Raw genomic sequence first — 21,481 nt, forward strand, 5'->3', positions numbered from 1 at the left:
TTATGAGTCACCTCCCGCTGAAAGCAACTCATTAATAATTCTCTTCACTTCATGTCTTTCACCCGATAATACGAGCATATCACCAGCCTCAATGATAGAATCTGGACCTGGATTGAAAAATTTCTTCATATTCTTTTTCAAAATAGCAATGATTGTTACGTTATATGTTTTTCGAACATGTAAACTACCAATTGTCTTTTGTACGACTGGTGCGTTATTTTCTATTTTAAACCACTCAATTGATAATCCTTCAAAAGCCATCTCAATCGTGTCTAACGCTTGTGGCCTATAGACCATTCCGCCTAATATAGCCGCAATTTGTCTCGCTTCAGAATCGCGAAGAGAAATGCTTGAAATACTCTCATCATGATCCACATCAAAATGATACATTTCTCTTCTTCCATCATCATGAATAACGATAACCATTTTTTCATTACCTTTCGTAATTACTTCAAACTTACAACCAATACCCGGAAGTTCACTTTCTCTAATATTCATATTTTCCGCCCCCTAAAATTTTTAGTTACGGCTTTTACAAATCTACATCGATCTCCGTTTTAAACTTTTCATCTTTTGAAATACCTAAATATTTGAGCGTTTCTGATGGCGTTGCGTGATGGAAATGTTTTTGCAGTAGCGCAATCGCTATTCCTCTTTTGTACGCGTGAAACCCAAATGTTTTTCTCATTGAATTCGTTCCAATCTTCCCAACAATTCCAACTGCTTCCGCAGCATTATGAATCACCCGATAAGCTTGTTGACGCGTAATTGAATTTGTCGTTTTATTAGATTGAAATACGTAGTTTTCTCTTTGAGCATCAAAAGATTGTACGTACGCTAAAAGCGCTTCTTTTACTTTTGTATTTAAATAAATATCTTGTTTAAATTTTTCATCTTTCACAGGAAGAGAATAAAACTCTTTAGCAGTTCCATCTTCATTTAATACATCTTCAAACTTCATACTAAGTAGCTCAGTAATTTTTAATCCCGTGTTAATTCCAATAACGAATAAAAGATAATCTCGCTGGGAATGCTCTTTCAAATATTTTTTCATAGCCTCAATTTGGCTTATATCTTTTAGTGCCTCTACAACTTCCATACATGTATTCTCCTCATCTTATGAACGGTAATTTTCTCATCATGTTGTCCATTTTACCTTATCATGCTATGGGAATTCCATGTATTATCCATTTCCTTTTAAATTTTTTACGCTATACAATTGAAGCGATATACTTTAATGCACCTAAAAATTCTGGATATTTATGATTTGGAAACTTACTATTGTAAAAATACGTTGCGGTTAGAAAAATAACGAGGGATAAAGATGAAAATAGTAAAACTTCTTTGGACCTTAGCGCTATACTTATAACTTCAAATAAAGATCCATCTTCTTTCTGCAAGTTGGATTCCTCCTTTCATTTCCTGCTACTTTATACATTCATTTTATGTTACTTAATTATATTCTATAACACAATTAAGTAACATATAAATGTTTTTTGATATTTCTTTCTGAAAATAAAGAAAAATACCGAGCACCCTATGCTCGGTATTTTTGTTATTAGTCCTCTTTCGGAAGAACAATTCCTTTATACAATTGAACTGTAATGAAGTAGTAGATCGCATAAATGACTACGAAAATTACAATCGGTACCCAAATACGGAAATACGGATCAACTAAAATGAAACCAAAAATATTCATACCAACTAATACATGGGCAATACCGACAATTGCCGGGAATAAGAATACTAAGAACAACTCTTTATAAATCGATTTCGTTAATAATTCACGGCGCACACCGATTTTACGAAGCATTTGATAACGCGTAATATCTTTTGATGCACCAGAAAGAATTTTAAACATTAAACAACTTGCCATCATCGCTAAGAAAGCAATTCCAAGGAAGAAGCCCATAAATACTGTTCCACTCGCAACGCCATAGAACATGTCGTAAGCTTGATATTTACTATTTAATCTTTCAGCTGCTACATTTTTATATTTATCTAGCTGCAACTCGTCAAGTTTTTTCCATTCTTTTGTGTATGCTACAAAATCATCTGTTTTCCCTGTAAATACGATTCCTTCTTTACCATTTACAGTATCGTACATTTTTTGATCTACAATTTTAATTACATGATTCTCATATACGTAAAATGGGTGAATTGTTCTGAAAGCCTCGTCCCATTCTTCTGGAAGTTCTTTAGCGTTCGCATCTTTTTCATTCATTTCTCTAGAAACTGCACCTACCGGTAGTTCCTCTGAAACTTTCTTCGTATTCACTAAATCTTTCATCGACTTCATATTTGACATATCTTTTATTAAAGGACGATTTTTTTCTAAATCTTCTTTTACATAATAAACGTATTTACCATCTACTTTGTAACGATATTCGTTTTTCTCTTTAAATGTAATACCGTCTAAAATTTTCTTTTCTTCAGCTGTTGGGTTATGAACTACTGAATCATATATTACTAAACCATCTACCATTTTTATAACATTATTTTTAAACGCCATACCACCTGAAATTGCACCGGCTCCAAGAGCAACTAACATTGCTACTGTCGCAAGCACTTTCGTTAAACTATTAATACGGAAGTTTAATTGTGCAAAAGTAAAAGCGTTAAGCCCTTTTTCGCTTCGTTTTTTATTACTTTTTAACTTTTTAATAATAACAGGAAGAAGCGATCCAAATAGCATGTAAGTACCAGCTGTTGTTGTAATTAATGCAATAAGGATTCCCATTTCTCTTAGCTTTTCCATATAAATCATTGATGCATAGCCAATACCTAATAAAATAACCGCAAGGAATGCAACTAAACCTGTCATTTTTCCTTTTACTGCAACACGTTCTGTTTGTGCGTCTGCATGTACAAGTTGCAATACAGAAATACGTGATAATTTAATACTGTTCATAATTGCTGATAATACAAATAGTGCAAAGAAGAAGATGCAAGTAACAGTCATGGATGGTAAATAAAATGCTTTATAACCTTCACCCGCAAATTCGAGTTGTTTCATTAACAACTGACCAATACCTTCAGCAAGTCCTACACCAACTGCAAGTCCAATCGCAAGAGACGCGGCACCTAATACAATTGTCTCAATAAACATAAGTAATGTAACTTTATGCTTTTTTGCTCCTAACATCATATACATACCAAACTCTTTTTGACGAAGTGATAGTAAGAAAGAGTTCGCATATAAAATATAGAAGAAGGTTATAATTGCTAATAAAAATGAACCTGCTTGGAATACGAATCCAATTGATTTAATAACTGAGTTAGATTCGATAAACGCTTCATTCAGCGCTAACGTTTGGAACATATAAAAAATTGAAATCGACATGACAAGACCAACAAGTAAGACGATATAATCTTTCAGCTTACTTTTTAGCCCTGACATGGAAAGTTTGAATAACATGCCAAAGCCTCCTTTCTTACGCTTTTTGTGTGCCTAAGTCTGCAAGCACATCTAAAATTTCTTTATAAAACTCTTCACGTGTACCACCACGGTGAATTTCTTTATATAGCTCACCATCTTGAATGAATAAAATACGCTGACAGTAACTTGCACTATACGGATCATGTGTAACCATCATAATAGATACGCCTTGATCTTCATTTAAGTTTGTCATCGCATCAAGTAAACTCGCTGCATTTTTAGAATCAAGAGCTCCTGTTGGCTCGTCCCCTAAAATAATTGCAGGCTCATGTACTAAAGCGCGCGCTGCTGCTGAACGCTGTTTCTGTCCACCAGATACTTCAGATGGGTACTTTTGAAGAATAGCTGAAATACCTAACATATCTGCTACTTTTTCTACTTTCGGTCCAATGTTACGTGATGAAACACCTTGAAGTGAAAGTGGCAATGCAATGTTTTCGTAAATAGATAAGTTTTCTAATAAATTAAAGTCTTGGAAGATGAATCCTAACTTTTGTGAACGGAAATCTGAAAGCTCACCTTGCTTCATTTTTGTAATATCCGTACCCGCAATTTCAACAACGCCGCCTGTTGCTTTATCTAACGTTGAAATTACATTTAATAATGTCGTTTTACCAGAACCAGATGGTCCCATAATTCCTACAAACTCACCCTCTTGAATTGAGAATGATACACCTTTTAACGCGTGTGATTGGTTCTCACCTTTTTTACCGTACACTTTTTGAACGTTTTTCACGTCTACAACTGGTTTCGTCATATATATCCTCCTATGCTTGTTTTTCCATTACCTATTTTGCGCTTTTTGGAGGGGAACTGCTATTTGTTAACATTACATTTACCTTACACTTTTGTAATATAAAAAGGCTGAGCATGTAAGGTTGGCTTTTTTCCTTTAAATACAAATTCGTTCACTTTTTGAAATGGTACATCCGCAAATGAAATTATATTGACTTACCGACAAAAGCTGAAAATAAAAGTAGGCTGTTCCACAAAAGGAACAGCCTACTTCTCTTTTTATTTCTTTAAAGGTGTTACCGTCCAGTACGTAATAACACGCCAAATCCATTCTAGTGGACCCATCTTAAAGATTTTCATCCAAATCACACTAAACACAATTTGAATTGCGTAAATTGCAATACATACATATAACGTCTGCATGTACGTTAAGTTTCCCGCAAAGTTAAATGCACTTCCTGCAATTAAAATCATTGCAGTTTGTCCGATATAATTTGTTAACGCCATACGACCATAGTATTTGAGTGGTGCTAACAATGTTTGAACTGTTTTTAATTGAAGTAATAAAATTAATGCGCCCACATAGAAAGCTGAAATGACTGGTCCAACTGTAACACCAATTTTTAAAAATTGGCCTGCAGCATCCATTGTTCCGTCCTCATTCATAAGTATCATATTTACAAATGGCTCAGCAGGTACGTGCCCGTATTGATACCATACAGCTACGACACTTAAAACAAACATAATACCTATAAAAATAGCGACTTTCTTTATGTTTTGCGTGAGATTTTCAAATACACGATATTGGCCTGCAGCAAGACCTAATAAAATTAAGCCGAGTGGTAATAGTTCTTTAATCCCCATTACACTAAAAGCAATTGTTAAAATAAGGCCAATAACTAAGTTCACTTGTTTTTTCGCTTTATAAAATGGTAAAACGATTAACCCGCAAATTGCATATAACGTTAGCGCTTCTCCAGGCTGAAACATGTAATGAATCAAACCGAAAATAAATAATGCAACTACGCGGCGTAGAAATAAAATGTATCCATTTTTCCCTTTTGCAATTGCTCTCGTAATGAAGATATAGAATCCCACTCCAAATAAGAATGAGAAAATCGAGAAGAAACGACCTTCTACAAATAAGTATAGAAACCTTTGATAACTTGCATCCACTGTATTAGGGTCTGGAATTTTAATATTAAGTAGTGCAAGAATATTTACTAAAATAATCCCCAGTAGTGCGAAACCACGAATGTAATCTAACTCATCAATTCGTTTGTTTGTAATATTGTTCCCCATAAAGCAACTCCTTGTATAAAATTTAATCCTTCCTTACTCTACTGGAAAAGGACAATCGTAACTATCGGTTAACCTTACAGGAATCTTACATTATTGTAATATAATAAAATAAAACCAGGTCATATTGCGACCTGGTCTACTCTGATTGCTTCGATCTTTGAGGTTGTCCTTTTTTACTGTTGCGCTGTTTCACTTGCACAACTGGATCAAGCTCATTCGAAAACTCAGCGTTATGTCCATTTTGTGTTTTTTGTTCTGGGTTATTTTGATCTGAACGTTTCGCCATTACATTCACTCCTTATTAGTGCGGTGTAATAATCATTTGATGTTGCAATTGGCGAATTGCCATACGTGCTCTATTTAACTGCTCACGTTGCTCATCATTCGCATGTTGTTGCATCGTTTGTAAATCGTTATATGCTTGTTCTAATTGTAACTGTGCATCTGAATACTCCATCGTATTGTAATGCTCTTGTCTCATACCAAGATCTAATTGCTCTTTCGCATATTCCACCGCTTGTTCCGCCTGTGTAATATACGATTCAAGTGATTGACGCTCTGCCATAATTGTCCCTCCTTGCTTCAATTCCCCTTTAGTGTGTCCCTTCCATCTGAACCTTATGAGTATGTTATAATGGATTTTGTTTCATTTTGACTCGGCTTAGGAGGGAAAATAATGAAGGTTCAAAACCCTTTTCCATATACAAACGACAATAAACGTTATCATACATGGAATTACCATTTACGAAATGAATTTGGTGAAAAAATCTTTAAAGTTTCATTAGATGCTGGCTTCGATTGTCCGAACCGTGACGGTACAGTTGCTTACGGTGGTTGTACATTTTGCAGCGCTGCCGGATCTGGCGACTTCGCTGGTGATCGCCGCGATGATGTTATAACGCAATATCATGAAATGAAAGAAAAAATGCGTTCAAAGTGGAAAGATGGAAAATGTATCGCTTATTTTCAGGCTTATACAAATACACATGCACCACTTGAAGTGTTAAAAGAAAAATTCGAACCGCTTCTAGCAGAAAAAGACGTTGTCGGTCTTTCTATCGCGACTCGTCCAGATTGCTTACCGGACGATGTCGTTGCATATTTAGCGGACTTAAATAAACGCACGTACCTTTGGGTTGAACTCGGATTACAAACTGTTCATGAACGAACTGCCAATCTGATTAACCGTGCTCACGATTATCCTTCCTACGTTGAAGGTGTGAATAAATTACGTAAGCACGGCATTAGAGTTTGCTCTCATATTATTAACGGTCTTCCTCTTGAAGATTACGATATGATGATGGAAACAGCTCGTGAAGTAGCGAAGCTTGATGTACAAGGAATTAAAATCCACTTACTTCACTTATTAAAAGGAACGCCAATGGTGAAGCAATATGAAAAAGGACAACTAGAATTCCTTTCTCTTGAGGATTACGTAAGTCTCGTTGTTGACCAACTTGAAATGATTCCAGAAGACGTAATTGTGCACCGTATCACAGGTGACGGTCCACCTGATTTAATGATTGGCCCAATGTGGAGCTTAAATAAATGGGAAGTATTAAATTCCATCGATGCAGAATTTGTACGCCGCGGAAGCTGGCAAGGAAAATATGCAAATGAGGAGAAACAAAAATGAAATTAGAACGTGTATTACCGTTTGCTCGCACTCTCTTGCAAACGGCAGTAAAAGAAGGCGATTACGCTGTAGATGCAACGCTCGGCAATGGGCATGACACTTGCTTCCTAGCTGAAATCGTTGGAGATAACGGAAAAGTATTTGGATTTGATATTCAAAAAGAAGCTATCGAAAGTTCTACCATCCGTCTAAAAGAAAAAGAACTTTTTGAACGTACAGTTTTAGTTCACGATAGTCACGATACACTTGTATCCGTATTACCAGAAGATGCAAAAGGAAAAGTGACAGGCGCAATCTTCAACTTAGGTTACCTTCCAGGCGGAGACAAACATATCGTTACAAAGCCGAACTCAACGATTTCGGCGATCGAACAGTTATTAGAAGTAATGGCACCTGAAGGTATCATCGTCCTTGTCATTTACCACGGACATCCAGAAGGACAAGTAGAACGCGACGCTGTACTTAAATTTGCAGAAGAACTCGACCAAAAACATGCTCACGTTTTGCGATACGGCTTCATTAACCAACAAAACAACCCACCATTTATTGTAGCGATTGAGAAGCGATAAAGTGAAACTTTAATCAGTGGGGGCATCCCCCGCCGATTATCAGCCCTCACCAGTCGGGCATTTACGGGGTAATTATATCAACGATTTTTCAATTATATCTATCATAACTCGGGATATATCAACGATTTTTTCGATATATCTATCATAACTTACAATATATCAACGATTTCTTGGATATATCGATTGTTCGACAAAACATAACAAAAAAAGACGTGCACTCACTGCACGTCTTTTTGTTATTCTCCTATATAATGGATATATACAATGTTAAAGGAGACGAAAAAATGATTGGAATACTAGCAGGAATGGGGCCAAAATCAACTGGGCCATTCGTCGATACAGTTGTAGCAGAGTACCAAACAATATACGGAGCAAAACATGATATAGACTTTCCTCATATGATGATTTATTCTTGCCCAACACCGTTTTACATGGATCGTCCTATCGATCACGAAGCGATGAAAAAAGCGATTATTGAAGGAGCACAAAAACTCGAAAGTGCTGGTGTAGACTTTATTGCTATGCCTTGCAATACAGCGCATCTTTATTTTGAAGAATTACAGCATTCTCTTTCTATTCCAATTTTGAATATAGTCGATGAGACGTTACGAGCAATTCCTGAAACTGTAAAAAGAGTCGCTCTTCTCGCAACAGAAGCGACTGTTCAAGCTGGAATTTACCAAGATGGGATTGCAAAACGTAATATAGAATACCTCCATAATGAAAAATGGCAGGAGATGATTAATCAAATTATTACTTGTATCAAAAGCGGAGAAGTTGAAGAAGCCCGCAAATTATGGAGCGCGCTCGTTTTACAATTAAAAGATGAAATAGATACTGCTATTATCGCATGTACTGATTTGAATGTTGTGGCGAGTGAGGATTTTGTGGATTCTGCTCAATGTCTTGCTGAGGCGGTTGTTAGGATGTATCTATCAAATACTAAGAGATCTTCATAAACATAGAAAACAGCCCTTTTAAAATGTGTTTTTTGTTTGCTAAAAATCCCCAAAACTTTTAACTTTCTTCACAATTCTTTCAAAGTATCCACACTTAATCTCGCTATATTAAATAAGTAGTTATTCATATAGGGAAGGTTAGGGGAACTGAAAGTATGAAAGTAAATCGTTCGCTTCATTACATTTTTTGGCGTTGGCATTTTTATGCTGGGCTTTTTATTACGCCACTTCTTATTACGTTGTCACTGAGCGGAATTGGGTATTTATTTCGAGAGGAAGTTGAAGATTTCATCTATAAAGATTTATATTTTGGGAAGAGCGCCCAAACAGAATCTATTTCGATGTCTGATTCTATTTCCTTAACAGAGAAAAAATATCCACATTATAGCGTGGCGAAAATTAGTGAGTTTAATGGGGATTATAATACGAGGCTTACTATTGCAAATGAATATACTGGGCAACAAAAATATGTGTATTTAGATAGCAATAATCAAATTGTTGGGGATCAAAACGCTAGTGAAACGTTTGCCAATATCATGCGGGAATTACATAGTTCTCTTTTAGTTGGTGGTACTGTCGTCAACTATATTGTAGAACTCGCGGCATGCTGGACAATCTTTTTAATTATGACTGGTTTATATATGAGTATACGCCAATTCAAAAACACACCATCATCCAATAAGCGAGAAAAAGCAAAACGGCGTCATTCTATTATCGGTATTATATTTACAATTCCTCTCGTTCTGCTAGTCGCATCTGGATTGCCGTGGTCAGGATTTATGGGCAACCAAATTTATAAAATCGCAGCGTCGAATGAATCGATCGGATATCCCAAATTATATATGGCACCGCCTGAATCGAAGGTAAAAGAATTGCCGTGGGCAACAAGAAAAGAAGCTCCGCCTGAATCGAATTCAAATGAACCGAAAGCAATTTCTGTCGATGAATTACAAAAAGGAATTGAAATAAAAAAGCCATATGTTATCTCACTACCAGCTGATCCGAAAGGTGTATTCACTGTTTCAAAATCGAGCGGTTCTGGTATTACGGGTATGCATGTTGCACCAAATGAAGAGATAACAGCTTACTTTGATCAATATAGCGGAGAACTCATTTCAAAAACGGACTATCGTGATTATGGCTTATTTGCACAATGGTTCACTTACGGTATCCCGCTTCACGAAGGACATTTATTCGGATGGCCAAATAAAATATTATGCTTACTAACGACATTTTCTTTATTACTTCTCATTTATTACGGAATAAAAATGTGGTTAGCAAGAAAACCGAAAGGAAAATTAGCAGCACCGCCAAAGCAAAGAGATAAGAAAAGCGTACTCGTTTTCTTTATCATGATGGTTATACTAGGCGCTGTCATGCCTTTATTCGGACTATCTGTTTTAGTTATTTTTGCGATTGAACTTCTTATATATGTATTTTCAAAAATACGATCATAATAAAAAGCATTTGTACCCCCGTGTACAAATGCTTTTCATTTACTATTTTCTTTTTTTCTACCACTTATTAAAAAGACAATGTCTACTATAATAATCAATGCAATGATAACTTGAGCCACATAATCCATCGTTGTAGGACCGCCGGCTTTATTCATCATCATATACGTTCCAGTTACAAATGAAATGGAAAGTAGCACGAGTAATGTTACTTCCATATGGTCATATACCCTTTGAAACACTCTCTTCATTTCCACCACCTCTTTCCCATATTATAACAAGAAAACCACTCTACAAGAGTGGTTTTCTTCATCACTGCGCCATTTTCTTTCGGTACAACTTCCCGTTCCAATAGAAGAATCGTGAAGTAAGCCCTCCGTATTTTACAATGCGCCGTGCCATTTTGTGCATATTCTTTTGTGCTGATACTTTTTGGTCTGATAAATAAATACCAAGTAACCCTCGGCTAATAAGACGATGAAACTTCGCATGAGGCAAATCACCAATGCTGTTCTCTGCTTCTTCTACAAAATGTTTCATGCGATCTAATATCGCTTGCTCATTTTCGTAATAACTACAGAAATTCAAATCTCCGCCTATACGGTCTTCTTCTTGATCAATGAAATAATCAAGCAAAATATGAAGTCCTTGTACGTAAGGGAAGTATCCTTGTCTAATTTTCGCAATATCTTCATCATGTAATTCATCATGAAATGCATATGCTACAAGACAGAAGATTCCAAGCGTAGAACCGGCACATGCTGAAAATTCAAACCAGCTCATCTCGGGTAAGTTTTCTTTATGTGCTTCAAACCATGTTTTTAAACGTGGTTCTCTTTCTTCTAACTTCACGTGTTTATGAATTTGTAAATCACAATAATAACAAGCTAGTTCATGAAGAACAGGAGCAATTTTGTCATAGTGCTTCGTTTTCTTTAAAACATCTTGGCACGTTTCAACAAGTTCATCTAAATAACCACCATCATCTTGATCATCACGATAACGATAATAATTACCGCCACCTTCTACTTCAGGTGATAATGCCATTAACATCGATTCATGCAGCGCGGCAAAATCGTTCGGATCAAGCGATGTACTGCGATCACATAAATTATCTAAATAGTCGCTAATCGTTTGATACGCTACGATAAAACGAATACATTCCTCTCGGTGTTCATTTGCTAATAGCGCTAAAATGCCACCGCCCTCGCAATGAAACGTTTTATGCTCAATACTTGCGATTGCCTGACTATGAAGCTCATCATTCGGAATATGGTAGGCACGCTCTTTCCACATCGCTAGCTCATGGTGTACAACCGGAAACACATCACGGTATACTTTCGCCATGAGCGTTATGGGATTACTCGGTACGTTCACTTCTTCCTTCATCTCCTCTATTCATTGTACAAATAATTTACTTATTTGTTTCTATTATGTTATTGATACGTATTTCAGTAAATGACTGAATATAATTCAAAATTTCATCACGCTCATACTCATTTAATAATTCATGATAACAATTAGGCCATTCTTTATATGCCTTATCACTTATTTTAACATTATCAAACCACATGCGGACACGTGTTTTATCTACAAGTTTATCCTCACATGCTTGCATTAGCAAGAGCGGAACATCTGGAAAATCGTTTATTTTCTTATGAGCCATTTCAATAGACTTAATTAATTCACTATACCAACGTACTGATACTTTGCGCAAGAACAATGAATCATTCTCCATCGCATCTCTCACTTCATGATTACGTGTCGACATTTCCACTGTAAGATTCGTTGCAAATTGCAATTTTGGTGCAACAACATTTAATATTTTTGAAGCCGCTCGAAGCGGAGCAGCAGGTGCAGCTAATACGCCTAAACATGGCGAACTTAAAATGATACCATCTATATCTTCTCTCTTCGTTTCTTGCATCATACGAATCACGATAAGACCGCCCATACTATGACCGAATAGAAAAATAGGTACCCGGTATTTTCTAGCTTCTTTCACCCATAATTTAACTTCTTCTATGTATTCATCAAATGAATCAATATGTCCTCTATTTCTCGAAGTCGTTCCATGTGACGGAAGGTCTCCCATCACGACGTGGTAGCCGATATGATTCCACATTTCCGCGACCGCTTCGTAGCGTCCGTGATATTCCATTGCGCCGTGTACAATAACGACTACAGCTTTCGCTTCCTCCGCTTCATAATTCCACATACAGACCTCCTCCATTTCACTCTTTTTCATAATTTGATACACTAAAACTAGTCTCTAGGAAAGGAAGGCTTTACATGATATATCCTTATAAAGAAAAAAACCCCAAAATTTCGAGTAGTGCTTTTATCGCTGACTATGTTACGATTACAGGCGATGTTTCCATTGGTGAAGAAGCAAGTATTTGGTTTAATACAGTCATCCGAGGTGACGTATCACCGACTATAATTGGAGACCGGGTAAATGTACAAGATCAATGTACACTCCACCAAAGCCCTCAGTATCCTCTTATTTTAGAAGATGACGTTACAGTTGGACATCAAGTCATTTTACATAGCTGTCACATTAAAAAAGATGCTTTAATTGGAATGGGATCTATTATATTAGATGGTGCTGAAATTGGTGAAGGAGCCTTTATCGGTGCTGGGAGTCTCGTTTCACAAGGGAAGAAAATTCCACCAAATACGTTAGCGTTCGGTCGCCCAGCGAAAGTCATTCGTGAATTAACAGAAGAAGACCGTAAAGACATGGAACGAATTCGCACACAATACGTTGAAAAAGGTCAATACTATAAATCATTACAAAAATAATTTTCCTGCTGCCATAAGATTGGCAGCTTTTTTCATCCCGATTGGTGAAGGCTAATAATCAGTGGTGGATGAACAGAATCCCCCACTGATTAAAGTTTCACTTTATAAAAACTAACTTTTTCTTTACAAAACATTATTATTCCCTCAACAAAATCTTATTAAAATAGAAGCAAATATCTCCATATATATGTAGATGAGGGAGGAGAATTTTCATGAAGGTCAGTGGATTATATAAACTAGAATGTTACATTTTCAAAGGAATTAATCGCTACTTTGATCAAAAAACATTAAATATCTTTTTCAGCAATATTACTCATATCGGTGGTGCCACTTTCTCCATTGCACTCACACTTTTCTTTTTAATTTTCGCAAAAGGGACTTTGCATCAAGCTGCAATTGCAACTGCTATTTCTTTAGCAATTAGCCATATTCCTGTGCAAATATTAAAAAGATGGTATCCACGAAAACGTCCTTATTTAACAATTCAGGATGCAAAATATCCAGTCCATCCATTAAAAGACCACTCTTTCCCGTCTGGTCATACAACGGCTGTTTTCTCTGTGTTCATTCCATTTATTTGCTATAATCCAAGCTTACTTGTTTTTCTATTACCGTTAGCATTATGCGTCGGGATTTCTCGCATTTATTTAGGGCTTCACTATCCGTCAGACGTATTCGTCGGTATGTTCCTCGGCACTTGCTCTGGCATCATCTCTTTTTATCAATGCATCCCACTCTTCACGTAAAGGAGCGATATGATGAGAGTCGCCATATTTACCGATACTTTTACACCACAAATCAATGGGGTTGCGAAAACATTAGAGCGATTAACACGTTACTTTCAAAAAGAAAATATCGCCTATTCTGTTTTCGCCCCTCAGCATACCGCTGAAGATAATTTCGTAGCAAATGTGAACAAAATGAGAAGTATCCCGTTAACAATATTATATCCAGAATGCCGCTTTTCTTTTCCTACTCCGCGCATTAAACGGGAACTTCTTACCTTTAAACCTGATATGATTCACATTGCTACACCTTTCAACATGGGACTTTGTGGATTGTATTATGCAAAAAAGTTAAACATTCCAGTTGTCGGTTCTTATCATACTGATTTCGATGCCTATTTACGCTATTACAAAATCGAATTCCTCTCTAATATGCTTTGGAACTATTTAAAATGGTTTCATAGTCATATGCAAAAGAATTTTGTTCCTTCCTCTGAAACATTACATCAACTAAAAAATAAAGGGTTTCAGTCCCTCTCTATTTGGGGACGTGGTGTAGATTGCACACTCTTTCATCCAGCTTATAATACAGAGCTATTCCGAAAAAAATATAATATTACAGCGAAGTATGTCCTTTCCTATGTTGGACGGATTGCTCCTGAAAAAGATATTGATACGTTGCAAGACCTTATCGTTAAATCCGCGCATACTCGAAACGACATTCATTGGCTCATCGCCGGAGATGGTCCTCTAGCAGCAAACTTATGTGAAGCTGTCTCGAAAACAAATGTCACTTTTACTGGCTATTTACAAGGTGAAGATTTAGCTGAAGCATATGCTTGTTCTAACATAATGATATTTCCATCAGCTACTGAAACGTTTGGAAATGTCGTACTCGAATCACTTGCATGTGGTACCCCTGTCATTGGTGCAAATAGTGGCGGAGTTAAAAATATTATTACAGATGGAAAAACGGGAGTTCTTTGTCCACCAAAAGATGCGGATGCATTTCTATCATCCATTTATTCTTTATTACAAAATAAAGAAAAACTTATACAGATGGGAATAGCAGCTTCGTCTTATGCGAAATCCAAAAGCTGGGATGAGATTTTTCGTGGCTTACTTAATCAATATGAAGAAGTCCTTCAGCACACCACATCAGAATTACTCGCTTAAACACAAAAACTCCCTTCAAAAAAATGAAGGGAGTTTATTACACGAACACAAATTTTAGTTTAATAAATGATACATAAGGTTAAATATCACTTTATTCCTATATTCATTATAGCAAAAATAAACATAACTAAACAGACTTGTAATAAAAACCCATAAAAATTAATATATGGTTATACAGTGTTTTTACTGTATAGTGATTTTAAGAATTCCCCTTAAAATCAGCTTACTCACATACCTTTATACAGCAATTGTTCCCCAATTCTGTATATCAAAAAACCTTTCAATCATTTGAAAGGTTTTTTTGAGCTTGCACATATTCTTCTTTCGTATTTACATTTATAAACCATTCTGCATTTGCTTGTATATCTTCTCCGGCAACATATTTCACATTACATTGTAATAAAAGCTGCCCCATACTTCTTTTTTCTTCTTGAAGTAAAGTATAAATCTTTTCTTTCACACGGTTATGATACGCTGCAAGTAACGGTTGTTTTCTTCCATTAATAATAGGTACAACCGCATCATATTCATTGTTCGTTTGCTCTAATAAAATAGTAAACCACTCATGCGAAACATTTGGCGCATCGCAAGGCATAATAGCGTACCAATCTGCTTCTATATATTCCATTCCTGATACAATTCCAGCAAGTGGACCGTTTCCTTTATAGTGTAGAATATCTTCTATAACAGGAACTTGTACGAATTGCTCTACTCGCTCTTTTATATCAGAATGACTAATGACTACAACCTCTTGGAGCGTCCTTGTCATCACTTTCAAAATATGCTCAATAAACGTACTCCCTTGCCAGCTCGCTAACGCTTTCGGCTCACCAAACCTACTCGACATACCGCCCGCTAATACAATTCCAGCCCATTTACTCATTGGCGATGCAGCTCGAATGTAATATGACCTAACTCCGGTAAAATCAACTTATTCATCGCAAGGCGAACTGCTCCGCTAGATCCTGGCATTGAAAAGACAACTTTTCGCCCAATTGTGCCACCAACCGCTCTACTTAACATTGCACTACTTCCGATATCTTCTAAATAACTAATCATGCGGAACAACTCACCAAATCCGACAATTTCTTTATCTAATAAAGCTGATACAGCTTCAATTGTGACATCACGTTTCGTAATACCTGTACCACCATTTGTTAATACAACATCAACATCTTCCTTATGATAACCAGCTAACACTGCTTGCTGAATACTTTCTTTATCATCTTTTACAATTGCATAAGAAGTCACTGTATGGCCTGCTTCTTTTAACAATTCATGTAATAGTTGTCCGCTCTTATCTGTCTCTTCCGTACGTGTATCGGAAATTGTTACAATCTTGCAACGCACTTCTTTTGGCGCTTGTTTTTTATGTTCATTGACACTCATTTTTCTTCTTCCTTTCTTAAAGACTTTTCTTCATTTTATCATACATACCTTTACACAATTATGTATGAAGACGATGATGCATCATGATACAATATAAGTATAGTAATCCACAAAAAGGAAAATGAAAAACATTCTTTCTTATCCCCCTAGACTTCACATCATTAGCTAACCTTTAACTTTTCTTATATTTTCTACATAGTAGAATTCAGTTTTTAAAATTGCACTACCAAATAAATCGGAGGTCTACCTATTATGGAACTATACAAAAAATTAACAACAACATTCATCCTCTTATTCGTTGCTTCCATCACTGTCGGTTTTTCTCTAAAAGGAGCAATTCCATACGCCACATTAGTAAGTATTATATTCGCAACGCTATTTTTACTAAGCAGTGCCTTTTGCGCGGGTAAAGCACGTCAAATGAAAGGTTGATTGCATATGTTACATAAGAAACGGACCATTTGTAAATCATGTGAAAAAGAAATACAAACATATGAAAAATCACGGATTCATATGCCATTTCCAGCAAGTGGTATGACTAATATGAAAAAATATATTGAGCTAGACGGAGAAGTGTATTGTAAATCATGCATTCAAATTGTAAGTAAAACGAAATAAAAAAAGCTTTGCGCTCACTGCGCAAAGCTTTTTTTCATATATTATAGACCAGCTTGCTCTTTTAAAGTAGCTGCTTTGTCTGTACGTTCCCATGAAAGATCTACATCAGTACGTCCAAAGTGACCGTAAGCTGCTGTTTGTTTGTAAATTGGGCGACGTAAGTCTAGCATTTTAATAATACCAGCTGGGCGAAGATCGAAGTTGTTACGAACTAGTTCTACTAGTACGTCTTCAGATACTTTACCAGTGCCAAATGTATCAACTGAAATTGATACTGGTTGTGCTACGCCAATTGCGTATGCAAGTTGTACTTCTGCTTTGTCAGCAAGTCCAGCTGCTACGATATTTTTCGCAACATAACGAGCTGCATATGCTGCAGAACGGTCAACTTTCGTTGCATCTTTACCAGAGAATGCACCGCCACCGTGGCGAGCGTATCCACCGTAAGTATCAACGATGATTTTACGTCCTGTTAAACCAGCATCACCTTGAGGTCCACCAATTACGAAGCGGCCAGTTGGGTTAATGAAGAATTTCGTTTCTCCATCCATTAATTCTGCTGGAACTACAGCTTTAATTACATGCTCTTTTAAATCGCGATCGATTTCTTCCCATGTAACATCTGGATGATGCTGTGTAGAAATTACAATTGTATCTACACGTACAGGTTTACCATTTTCATCATACTCAATTGTAACTTGCGTTTTTCCATCCGGACGTAAGTATGATAATGTGTCATCTTTACGTACTTCAGTTAAACGGCGAGCTAATTTGTGAGCAAGCGAGATTGGAAGTGGCATTAATTCTTGTGTTTCATTACATGCAAAACCAAACATTAAACCTTGGTCTCCTGCACCAATTGCCTCAATCTCAGCGTCAGTCATTTGACCTTCGCGTGCTTCTAGCGCTTGGTCAACACCCATAGCGATGTCAGCAGATTGCTCATCGATAGATGTTAAAACTGCACAAGTTTCTGCATCGAATCCGTATTTTGCGCGTGTGTAACCAATGCCTTGAATTGTTTCACGAACGATTTTTGGAATGTCTACGTAAGTAGAAGTCGTAATTTCCCCCGCTACCAATACTAAACCAGTTGTTACAGTTGTTTCACAAGCTACACGTGCATTTGCGTCTTTTGATAAGATCGCATCTAAAATTGAATCAGAAATTTGGTCACAAATTTTATCTGGATGTCCTTCAGTTACAGACTCAGATGTGAACAGATGACGTTTTTTTGTCATGTGGTAAACCTCCCTACAGTAATTGTATATATTGTACGGAACTCATCCTTAATTTGCCACAAACTGCGACATACATTTATTCTCCCACACAAGCATACAGAAAAACCTTTCCTACTTAACATAGAGGAAAGGTTTAATTTGCTACTTGCATACTGCTTTTTGCCCTTTGCTCTTATCGTTCGAGACCATTAGCCTCGCACAGGTTTTAGCACCTATTCACATGTATTTACCACTACAAGTGAGGTTGCTGGGCTTCATCGGGCCTGTCCCTCCGCCAGCTCGGGATAAGAGAGTATCCGTCCCAACCTATACTAAAGAAATGATATTCATTTGTCAATTAATATTCACATTTTCCTGAAAGTTTTTCTCAATACGCCTGGAATGAAATATTAATAAGGAAATAATACATTCACACAAACAAAAATAAATAAATAGTATACATTATTTATATAATTGTGTTATACTCTTGATGGGGATTACGAGAAATATTTCATTAAATGAAAAGGATGGTATATAAATATGAGTACTGTGAATGTCCAAATCGGTTTACATGAATTATTGAACGGAAGCAATGCACAGATTCAACTAAGTGTTCCGCAATTAGTGGAAAAAGTATTAATGCGAAATGAAGGGAAATTAACTTCTACTGGTGCAGTTTCTGCTTCAACAGGAAAATACACAGGACGTTCTCCTAAAGATAAATTTATTGTGAAAGAAGCATCGGTTGCTGACAAAATTGCTTGGGGAGCTGTGAACCAACCGATTTCTGAAGAACATTTTAATAAATTATATACTAAAGTTTTAGAATACTTAAAAGAAAAAGAAGAGTTATTCGTCTTCAAAGGATTTGCAGGCGCTGATCGCAACTATCGCCTACCAATTCAAGTTATTAACGAATATGCATGGCACAATCTATTTGTACATCAATTATTTATTCGTCCAACTGAAGAAGAATTAACAACTCATGAATCAGAGTTTACAATTGTTTCTGCACCGAACTTTAAAGCAGATCCAGTAATTGACGGTACAAACTCTGAAGCATTCATCATGGTTTCATTCGAAAAACGTATCGTACTAATTGGTGGTACAGAATACGCTGGAGAAATGAAAAAATCAATCTTCTCTATTATGAACTTCTTACTACCTGAACAAGATATTCTTTCTATGCATTGCTCTGCAAACGTAGGTGAAGAAGGTGACGTAGCACTATTCTTCGGTTTATCTGGAACAGGTAAAACAACTTTATCTGCTGATCCAAACCGTAAATTAATCGGTGATGATGAGCATGGTTGGTCTGATAACGGTGTATTCAATATTGAAGGCGGTTGCTATGCGAAATGTGTAAACCTTTCTCATGAGAAAGAACCACAAATCTTTGATGCAATCAAATTTGGATCTGTTTTAGAAAACGTTGTCATTAATGATCAAACACGCATCGCTGACTATAACGATACTACTTTAACAGAAAATACACGTGCTGCCTACCCTATGCATGCGATTGACAATATCGTGTTGCCAAGTGTTGCAGGACATCCAAATACAATCATTTTCTTAACTGCTGATGCATCTGGCGTATTGCCTCCAATCAGTAAGTTATCAAAAGAACAAGCTATGTACCATTTCTTAAGTGGTTACACTAGTAAACTAGCAGGAACAGAGCGCGGCGTTACATCTCCGCAAGCTACATTCTCAACTTGCTTCGGTTCACCATTCTTACCACTTGATGCATCTCGCTATGCTGAAATGCTTGGTGAAAAAATTGAGAAACACGATGCGAAAGTATTCTTAGTAAACACTGGCTGGACTGGTGGCGAATACGGTGTTGGTAAGCGTATGAACTTAGGTTACACTCGCGCAATGATTCAAGCAGCACTAAGCGGTGAACTTGCAAAAGCTGAAACTGCTAAACATGACATCTTCGGTCTTGAAGTACCTCTTCACGTACCAGGTGTACCTGACGAAGTATTAATGCCTGAACAAACTTGGGCTGATAAAGCTGCTTACAAAACAAAAGCAATTGAACTTGCAAACGAATTCAAAGCTAACTTCAAAAAGTTCGACAGCGTTTCTGAAGCTATTATTAACCTAGGCGGTCCAATCGCTTAAGTTAAAACTTTCTGTTGGAATAACCCTTTACTCATATGAATAAGTGTCGTGTAACCGAAAAGTTTCGCGTACTCACCGACAAAACCCAATGCGGCTTAACGGTTACACACACTTACATAAAAAAGAAGCTTACGTTTTTACGTAAGCTTCTTTCTATCTATTTTTTATACAAGTACGGAGCTAAAAAAGGCTCTAACCGCTTCCAACCATCGCCGGATTCTCTATTCCATCTAAAAAATTCCCAACCACAATCTAGAATTCATATACTTACATTTTCACACATACAAATCACGGATTCAAACACACAAACTATTTCCCTACTTACTACATCCTTCTGTTCTCACACTGTATGGAGCTAAAAAAGTCTCTAACCGCTTCTATCCACCGCTGGATCCTCTATCCCATCTAAAAAGCAGCTTTTATCTTTTTATCTCTTCGTTAATTCTTTCTCATCTTTCATGCTATAGTAGCCTAAATTAACAACAATTAAGAAATAACCGCCCATAATCCCTACTGCAAAAGCCCACATCACCATATGGTGCTCAATTTCGTACATAATAATAGCACCCAAAATAGCAGCGGCAAAACGGTTAAACATACCGAGCGTCGGTGCTTTCGTTTTCTTTACAATGCTATCTCCAAGCTTCTCAATTCGTCTCCCTAAAAGCCAAACACAATACATACTTACGATAAGTCCAATTCCTGCACCTAGAAAATGCGCTGAAAACGGCGTTAACCTCCAGCCTAATAGCAGAATACCTAGTAAATAATACGATTGAATTTTAAACGATCTTAATGACATACTAATCATGCTGTACCCCTCTTCAGTAGTTTTAATCTATCCAACAAAAGCTGTATAACTCATTTCTTTCGAGTTCATACTACTTAAAATTCTCTTCACTCAAATTAAAAACAACATAAACCCAATGTTTATGTTGTTTAAATGTTTTCAGAAAATAATATTATACAAGATTTCGAACATCATATTCTTATAATTTGTGACGTTTTTCCAAACATTTTTCGTCCATTTATGAAAAAAGTGATATCAATCTATGAACATACGGATATGATGTAATAAATACACAAATAAAGGGGGCGTCTAATGATTTATTTTTTAATGGCTCTCATTCATCTCATTGTCCCTGCACTTATTGGACTTTCGCTATATTGGTACACGAAAAATCATAGTATTTTCTACGCTGTCCTCGGTGTTCTCCTTCCAGGTATTATTCTTATCACACTCTTCCGTATTCCATTTTTAAACTTAATTCCACTTATTACTGCTATCTTATTTCTCGTCTTCTTACCAAAAATAAAAAAATAGGAA

26 protein-coding genes and 1 riboswitch are annotated in these 21,481 nt (G+C 36.5%); of the genes, 11 read left to right on the forward strand and 15 right to left on the reverse strand.

Annotated elements, in window-relative coordinates; translation table 11 throughout:
- The 8 genes from JDS98_RS10530 to JDS98_RS10565 form a co-directional block, all read right to left on the reverse strand.
- Nucleotides 1–498, reverse strand: a complete 498-nt coding sequence (locus JDS98_RS10530; protein ID WP_001026058.1) for a cation:proton antiporter regulatory subunit — start codon at nt 496–498, stop codon at nt 1–3.
- Nucleotides 499–532: 34 nt separating this feature from the next.
- Complete coding sequence (locus JDS98_RS10535) at nt 533–1,099, reverse strand: tyrosine-type recombinase/integrase (protein ID WP_000454203.1); 567 nt, start codon at nt 1,097–1,099, stop codon at nt 533–535.
- Nucleotides 1,100–1,211: 112 nt separating this feature from the next.
- Nucleotides 1,212–1,400, reverse strand: a complete 189-nt coding sequence (locus JDS98_RS10540; RefSeq protein WP_001168331.1) for a hypothetical protein — start codon at nt 1,398–1,400, stop codon at nt 1,212–1,214.
- Nucleotides 1,401–1,558: 158 nt separating this feature from the next.
- A complete protein-coding gene (locus JDS98_RS10545; protein ID WP_098911421.1) occupies nt 1,559–3,418 on the reverse strand; it encodes an FtsX-like permease family protein in 1,860 nt (619 codons plus the stop codon).
- A 16-nt stretch (nt 3,419–3,434) separates the two neighbouring features.
- Nucleotides 3,435–4,196 carry an ABC transporter ATP-binding protein gene (locus tag JDS98_RS10550; protein WP_000165845.1) on the reverse strand — a complete coding sequence of 254 codons (762 nt, stop codon included), beginning with the start codon at nt 4,194–4,196 and terminating at the stop codon, nt 3,435–3,437.
- Between the two features lie 257 nt (nt 4,197–4,453).
- Nucleotides 4,454–5,476: a DUF418 domain-containing protein gene (locus JDS98_RS10555; RefSeq protein WP_199633876.1), complete on the reverse strand. Its 1,023-nt coding sequence runs from the start codon at nt 5,474–5,476 to the stop codon at nt 4,454–4,456.
- A 136-nt stretch (nt 5,477–5,612) separates the two neighbouring features.
- Entirely contained in the window at nt 5,613–5,762 is a 150-nt protein-coding gene (locus JDS98_RS10560) for a hypothetical protein (RefSeq protein ID WP_001129345.1), read from the reverse strand.
- Between the two features lie 15 nt (nt 5,763–5,777).
- Nucleotides 5,778–6,041, reverse strand: coding sequence for a YtzC family protein (locus tag JDS98_RS10565; protein ID WP_000840865.1), 264 nt, complete (start codon nt 6,039–6,041; stop codon nt 5,778–5,780).
- A 111-nt stretch (nt 6,042–6,152) separates the two neighbouring features.
- Between JDS98_RS10565 and mnmL the strand changes: the two genes are divergently transcribed.
- The 4 genes from mnmL (at nt 6,153) to JDS98_RS10585 (ending at nt 10,097) form a co-directional block, all read left to right on the forward strand.
- Nucleotides 6,153–7,112, forward strand: coding sequence for a tRNA modification radical SAM protein MnmL/YtqA (gene mnmL / locus JDS98_RS10570; protein WP_000868020.1), 960 nt, complete (start codon nt 6,153–6,155; stop codon nt 7,110–7,112).
- On the forward strand, nt 7,109–7,681 hold the full coding sequence (mnmM, locus tag JDS98_RS10575) for a tRNA 5-(aminomethyl)-2-thiouridylate-methyltransferase MnmM (protein ID WP_097957406.1): 573 nt from the start codon (nt 7,109–7,111) through the stop codon (nt 7,679–7,681). Before mnmL ends, mnmM begins: the two co-directional genes overlap by 4 nt.
- 284 nt (nt 7,682–7,965) lie before the next feature.
- The gene (locus JDS98_RS10580; RefSeq protein ID WP_097957405.1) at nt 7,966–8,640 is read left to right on the forward strand and encodes an aspartate/glutamate racemase family protein; all 675 of its coding nucleotides are present in this window, start codon (nt 7,966–7,968) and stop codon (nt 8,638–8,640) included.
- Between the two features lie 155 nt (nt 8,641–8,795).
- Nucleotides 8,796–10,097 carry a PepSY-associated TM helix domain-containing protein gene (locus tag JDS98_RS10585; protein ID WP_098911425.1) on the forward strand — a complete coding sequence of 434 codons (1,302 nt, stop codon included), beginning with the start codon at nt 8,796–8,798 and terminating at the stop codon, nt 10,095–10,097.
- 35 nt (nt 10,098–10,132) lie between these two features.
- On the opposite strand, the gene JDS98_RS10590 is transcribed toward JDS98_RS10585, so the two are convergent.
- From JDS98_RS10590 to JDS98_RS10600, 3 genes are all read right to left on the reverse strand, one after another.
- On the reverse strand, nt 10,133–10,345 hold the full coding sequence (locus JDS98_RS10590) for a hypothetical protein (RefSeq protein ID WP_000832127.1): 213 nt from the start codon (nt 10,343–10,345) through the stop codon (nt 10,133–10,135).
- 61 nt (nt 10,346–10,406) lie between these two features.
- On the reverse strand, nt 10,407–11,471 hold the full coding sequence (locus tag JDS98_RS10595; protein ID WP_001102465.1) for a tetraprenyl-beta-curcumene synthase family protein: 1,065 nt from the start codon (nt 11,469–11,471) through the stop codon (nt 10,407–10,409).
- Between the two features lie 37 nt (nt 11,472–11,508).
- Nucleotides 11,509–12,312 carry an alpha/beta hydrolase gene (locus tag JDS98_RS10600; protein ID WP_000267439.1) on the reverse strand — a complete coding sequence of 268 codons (804 nt, stop codon included), beginning with the start codon at nt 12,310–12,312 and terminating at the stop codon, nt 11,509–11,511.
- A 74-nt stretch (nt 12,313–12,386) separates the two neighbouring features.
- On the opposite strand from JDS98_RS10600, the gene JDS98_RS10605 reads away from it, so the two are divergent.
- From JDS98_RS10605 to JDS98_RS10615, 3 genes are all read left to right on the forward strand, one after another.
- Nucleotides 12,387–12,899 carry a gamma carbonic anhydrase gene (locus tag JDS98_RS10605; RefSeq protein WP_000640217.1) on the forward strand — a complete coding sequence of 171 codons (513 nt, stop codon included), beginning with the start codon at nt 12,387–12,389 and terminating at the stop codon, nt 12,897–12,899.
- Nucleotides 12,900–13,111: 212 nt separating this feature from the next.
- Nucleotides 13,112–13,645, forward strand: a complete 534-nt coding sequence (locus tag JDS98_RS10610) for a phosphatase PAP2 family protein (RefSeq protein WP_098911427.1) — start codon at nt 13,112–13,114, stop codon at nt 13,643–13,645.
- Nucleotides 13,646–13,657: 12 nt separating this feature from the next.
- Nucleotides 13,658–14,800: a glycosyltransferase family 4 protein gene (locus JDS98_RS10615; RefSeq protein WP_199633877.1), complete on the forward strand. Its 1,143-nt coding sequence runs from the start codon at nt 13,658–13,660 to the stop codon at nt 14,798–14,800.
- A gap of 280 nt (nt 14,801–15,080) precedes the next feature.
- Here JDS98_RS10615 and JDS98_RS10620 read toward each other — a convergent pair whose 3' ends face one another.
- Nucleotides 15,081–15,683, reverse strand: coding sequence for a molybdenum cofactor guanylyltransferase (locus JDS98_RS10620; RefSeq protein WP_098911429.1), 603 nt, complete (start codon nt 15,681–15,683; stop codon nt 15,081–15,083).
- Nucleotides 15,680–16,189 carry a MogA/MoaB family molybdenum cofactor biosynthesis protein gene (locus JDS98_RS10625; protein WP_098911430.1) on the reverse strand — a complete coding sequence of 170 codons (510 nt, stop codon included), beginning with the start codon at nt 16,187–16,189 and terminating at the stop codon, nt 15,680–15,682. The genes JDS98_RS10620 and JDS98_RS10625 overlap by 4 nt, the downstream gene beginning before the upstream one ends.
- Nucleotides 16,190–16,441: 252 nt before the next feature.
- Here JDS98_RS10625 and JDS98_RS10630 point away from each other — a divergent pair, with 252 nt between their 5' ends.
- Both JDS98_RS10630 and JDS98_RS10635 read left to right on the forward strand, forming a co-directional pair.
- Entirely contained in the window at nt 16,442–16,621 is a 180-nt protein-coding gene (locus JDS98_RS10630) for a hypothetical protein (protein ID WP_000424805.1), read from the forward strand.
- Nucleotides 16,622–16,627: 6 nt separating this feature from the next.
- Complete coding sequence (locus JDS98_RS10635) at nt 16,628–16,807, forward strand: hypothetical protein (protein WP_000902511.1); 180 nt, start codon at nt 16,628–16,630, stop codon at nt 16,805–16,807.
- Between the two features lie 41 nt (nt 16,808–16,848).
- Here JDS98_RS10635 and metK read toward each other — a convergent pair whose 3' ends face one another.
- The gene (gene metK / locus JDS98_RS10640; protein ID WP_000163114.1) at nt 16,849–18,048 is read right to left on the reverse strand and encodes a methionine adenosyltransferase; all 1,200 of its coding nucleotides are present in this window, start codon (nt 18,046–18,048) and stop codon (nt 16,849–16,851) included.
- 169 nt (nt 18,049–18,217) lie between these two features.
- Nucleotides 18,218–18,339: riboswitch (SAM riboswitch) on the reverse strand.
- 228 nt (nt 18,340–18,567) lie between these two features.
- Between metK and pckA the strand changes: the two genes are divergently transcribed.
- Nucleotides 18,568–20,154 (forward strand): phosphoenolpyruvate carboxykinase (ATP), encoded by a 1,587-nt coding sequence (gene pckA, locus JDS98_RS10645; protein ID WP_000108809.1) that lies wholly within the window; start codon nt 18,568–18,570, stop codon nt 20,152–20,154.
- Nucleotides 20,155–20,581: 427 nt separating this feature from the next.
- Here pckA and JDS98_RS10650 read toward each other — a convergent pair whose 3' ends face one another.
- The gene (locus JDS98_RS10650; RefSeq protein ID WP_098911431.1) at nt 20,582–20,965 is read right to left on the reverse strand and encodes an ATP synthase subunit I; all 384 of its coding nucleotides are present in this window, start codon (nt 20,963–20,965) and stop codon (nt 20,582–20,584) included.
- A gap of 291 nt (nt 20,966–21,256) precedes the next feature.
- Here JDS98_RS10650 and JDS98_RS10655 point away from each other — a divergent pair, with 291 nt between their 5' ends.
- The gene (locus tag JDS98_RS10655) at nt 21,257–21,478 is read left to right on the forward strand and encodes a hypothetical protein (protein ID WP_000639048.1); all 222 of its coding nucleotides are present in this window, start codon (nt 21,257–21,259) and stop codon (nt 21,476–21,478) included.
- Nucleotides 21,479–21,481 lie beyond the last annotated feature (3 nt).

The organism is Bacillus cereus group sp. N11 (genome assembly GCF_016483605.1).
Lineage (GTDB): Bacteria > Bacillota > Bacilli > Bacillales > Bacillaceae_G > Bacillus_A > Bacillus_A toyonensis.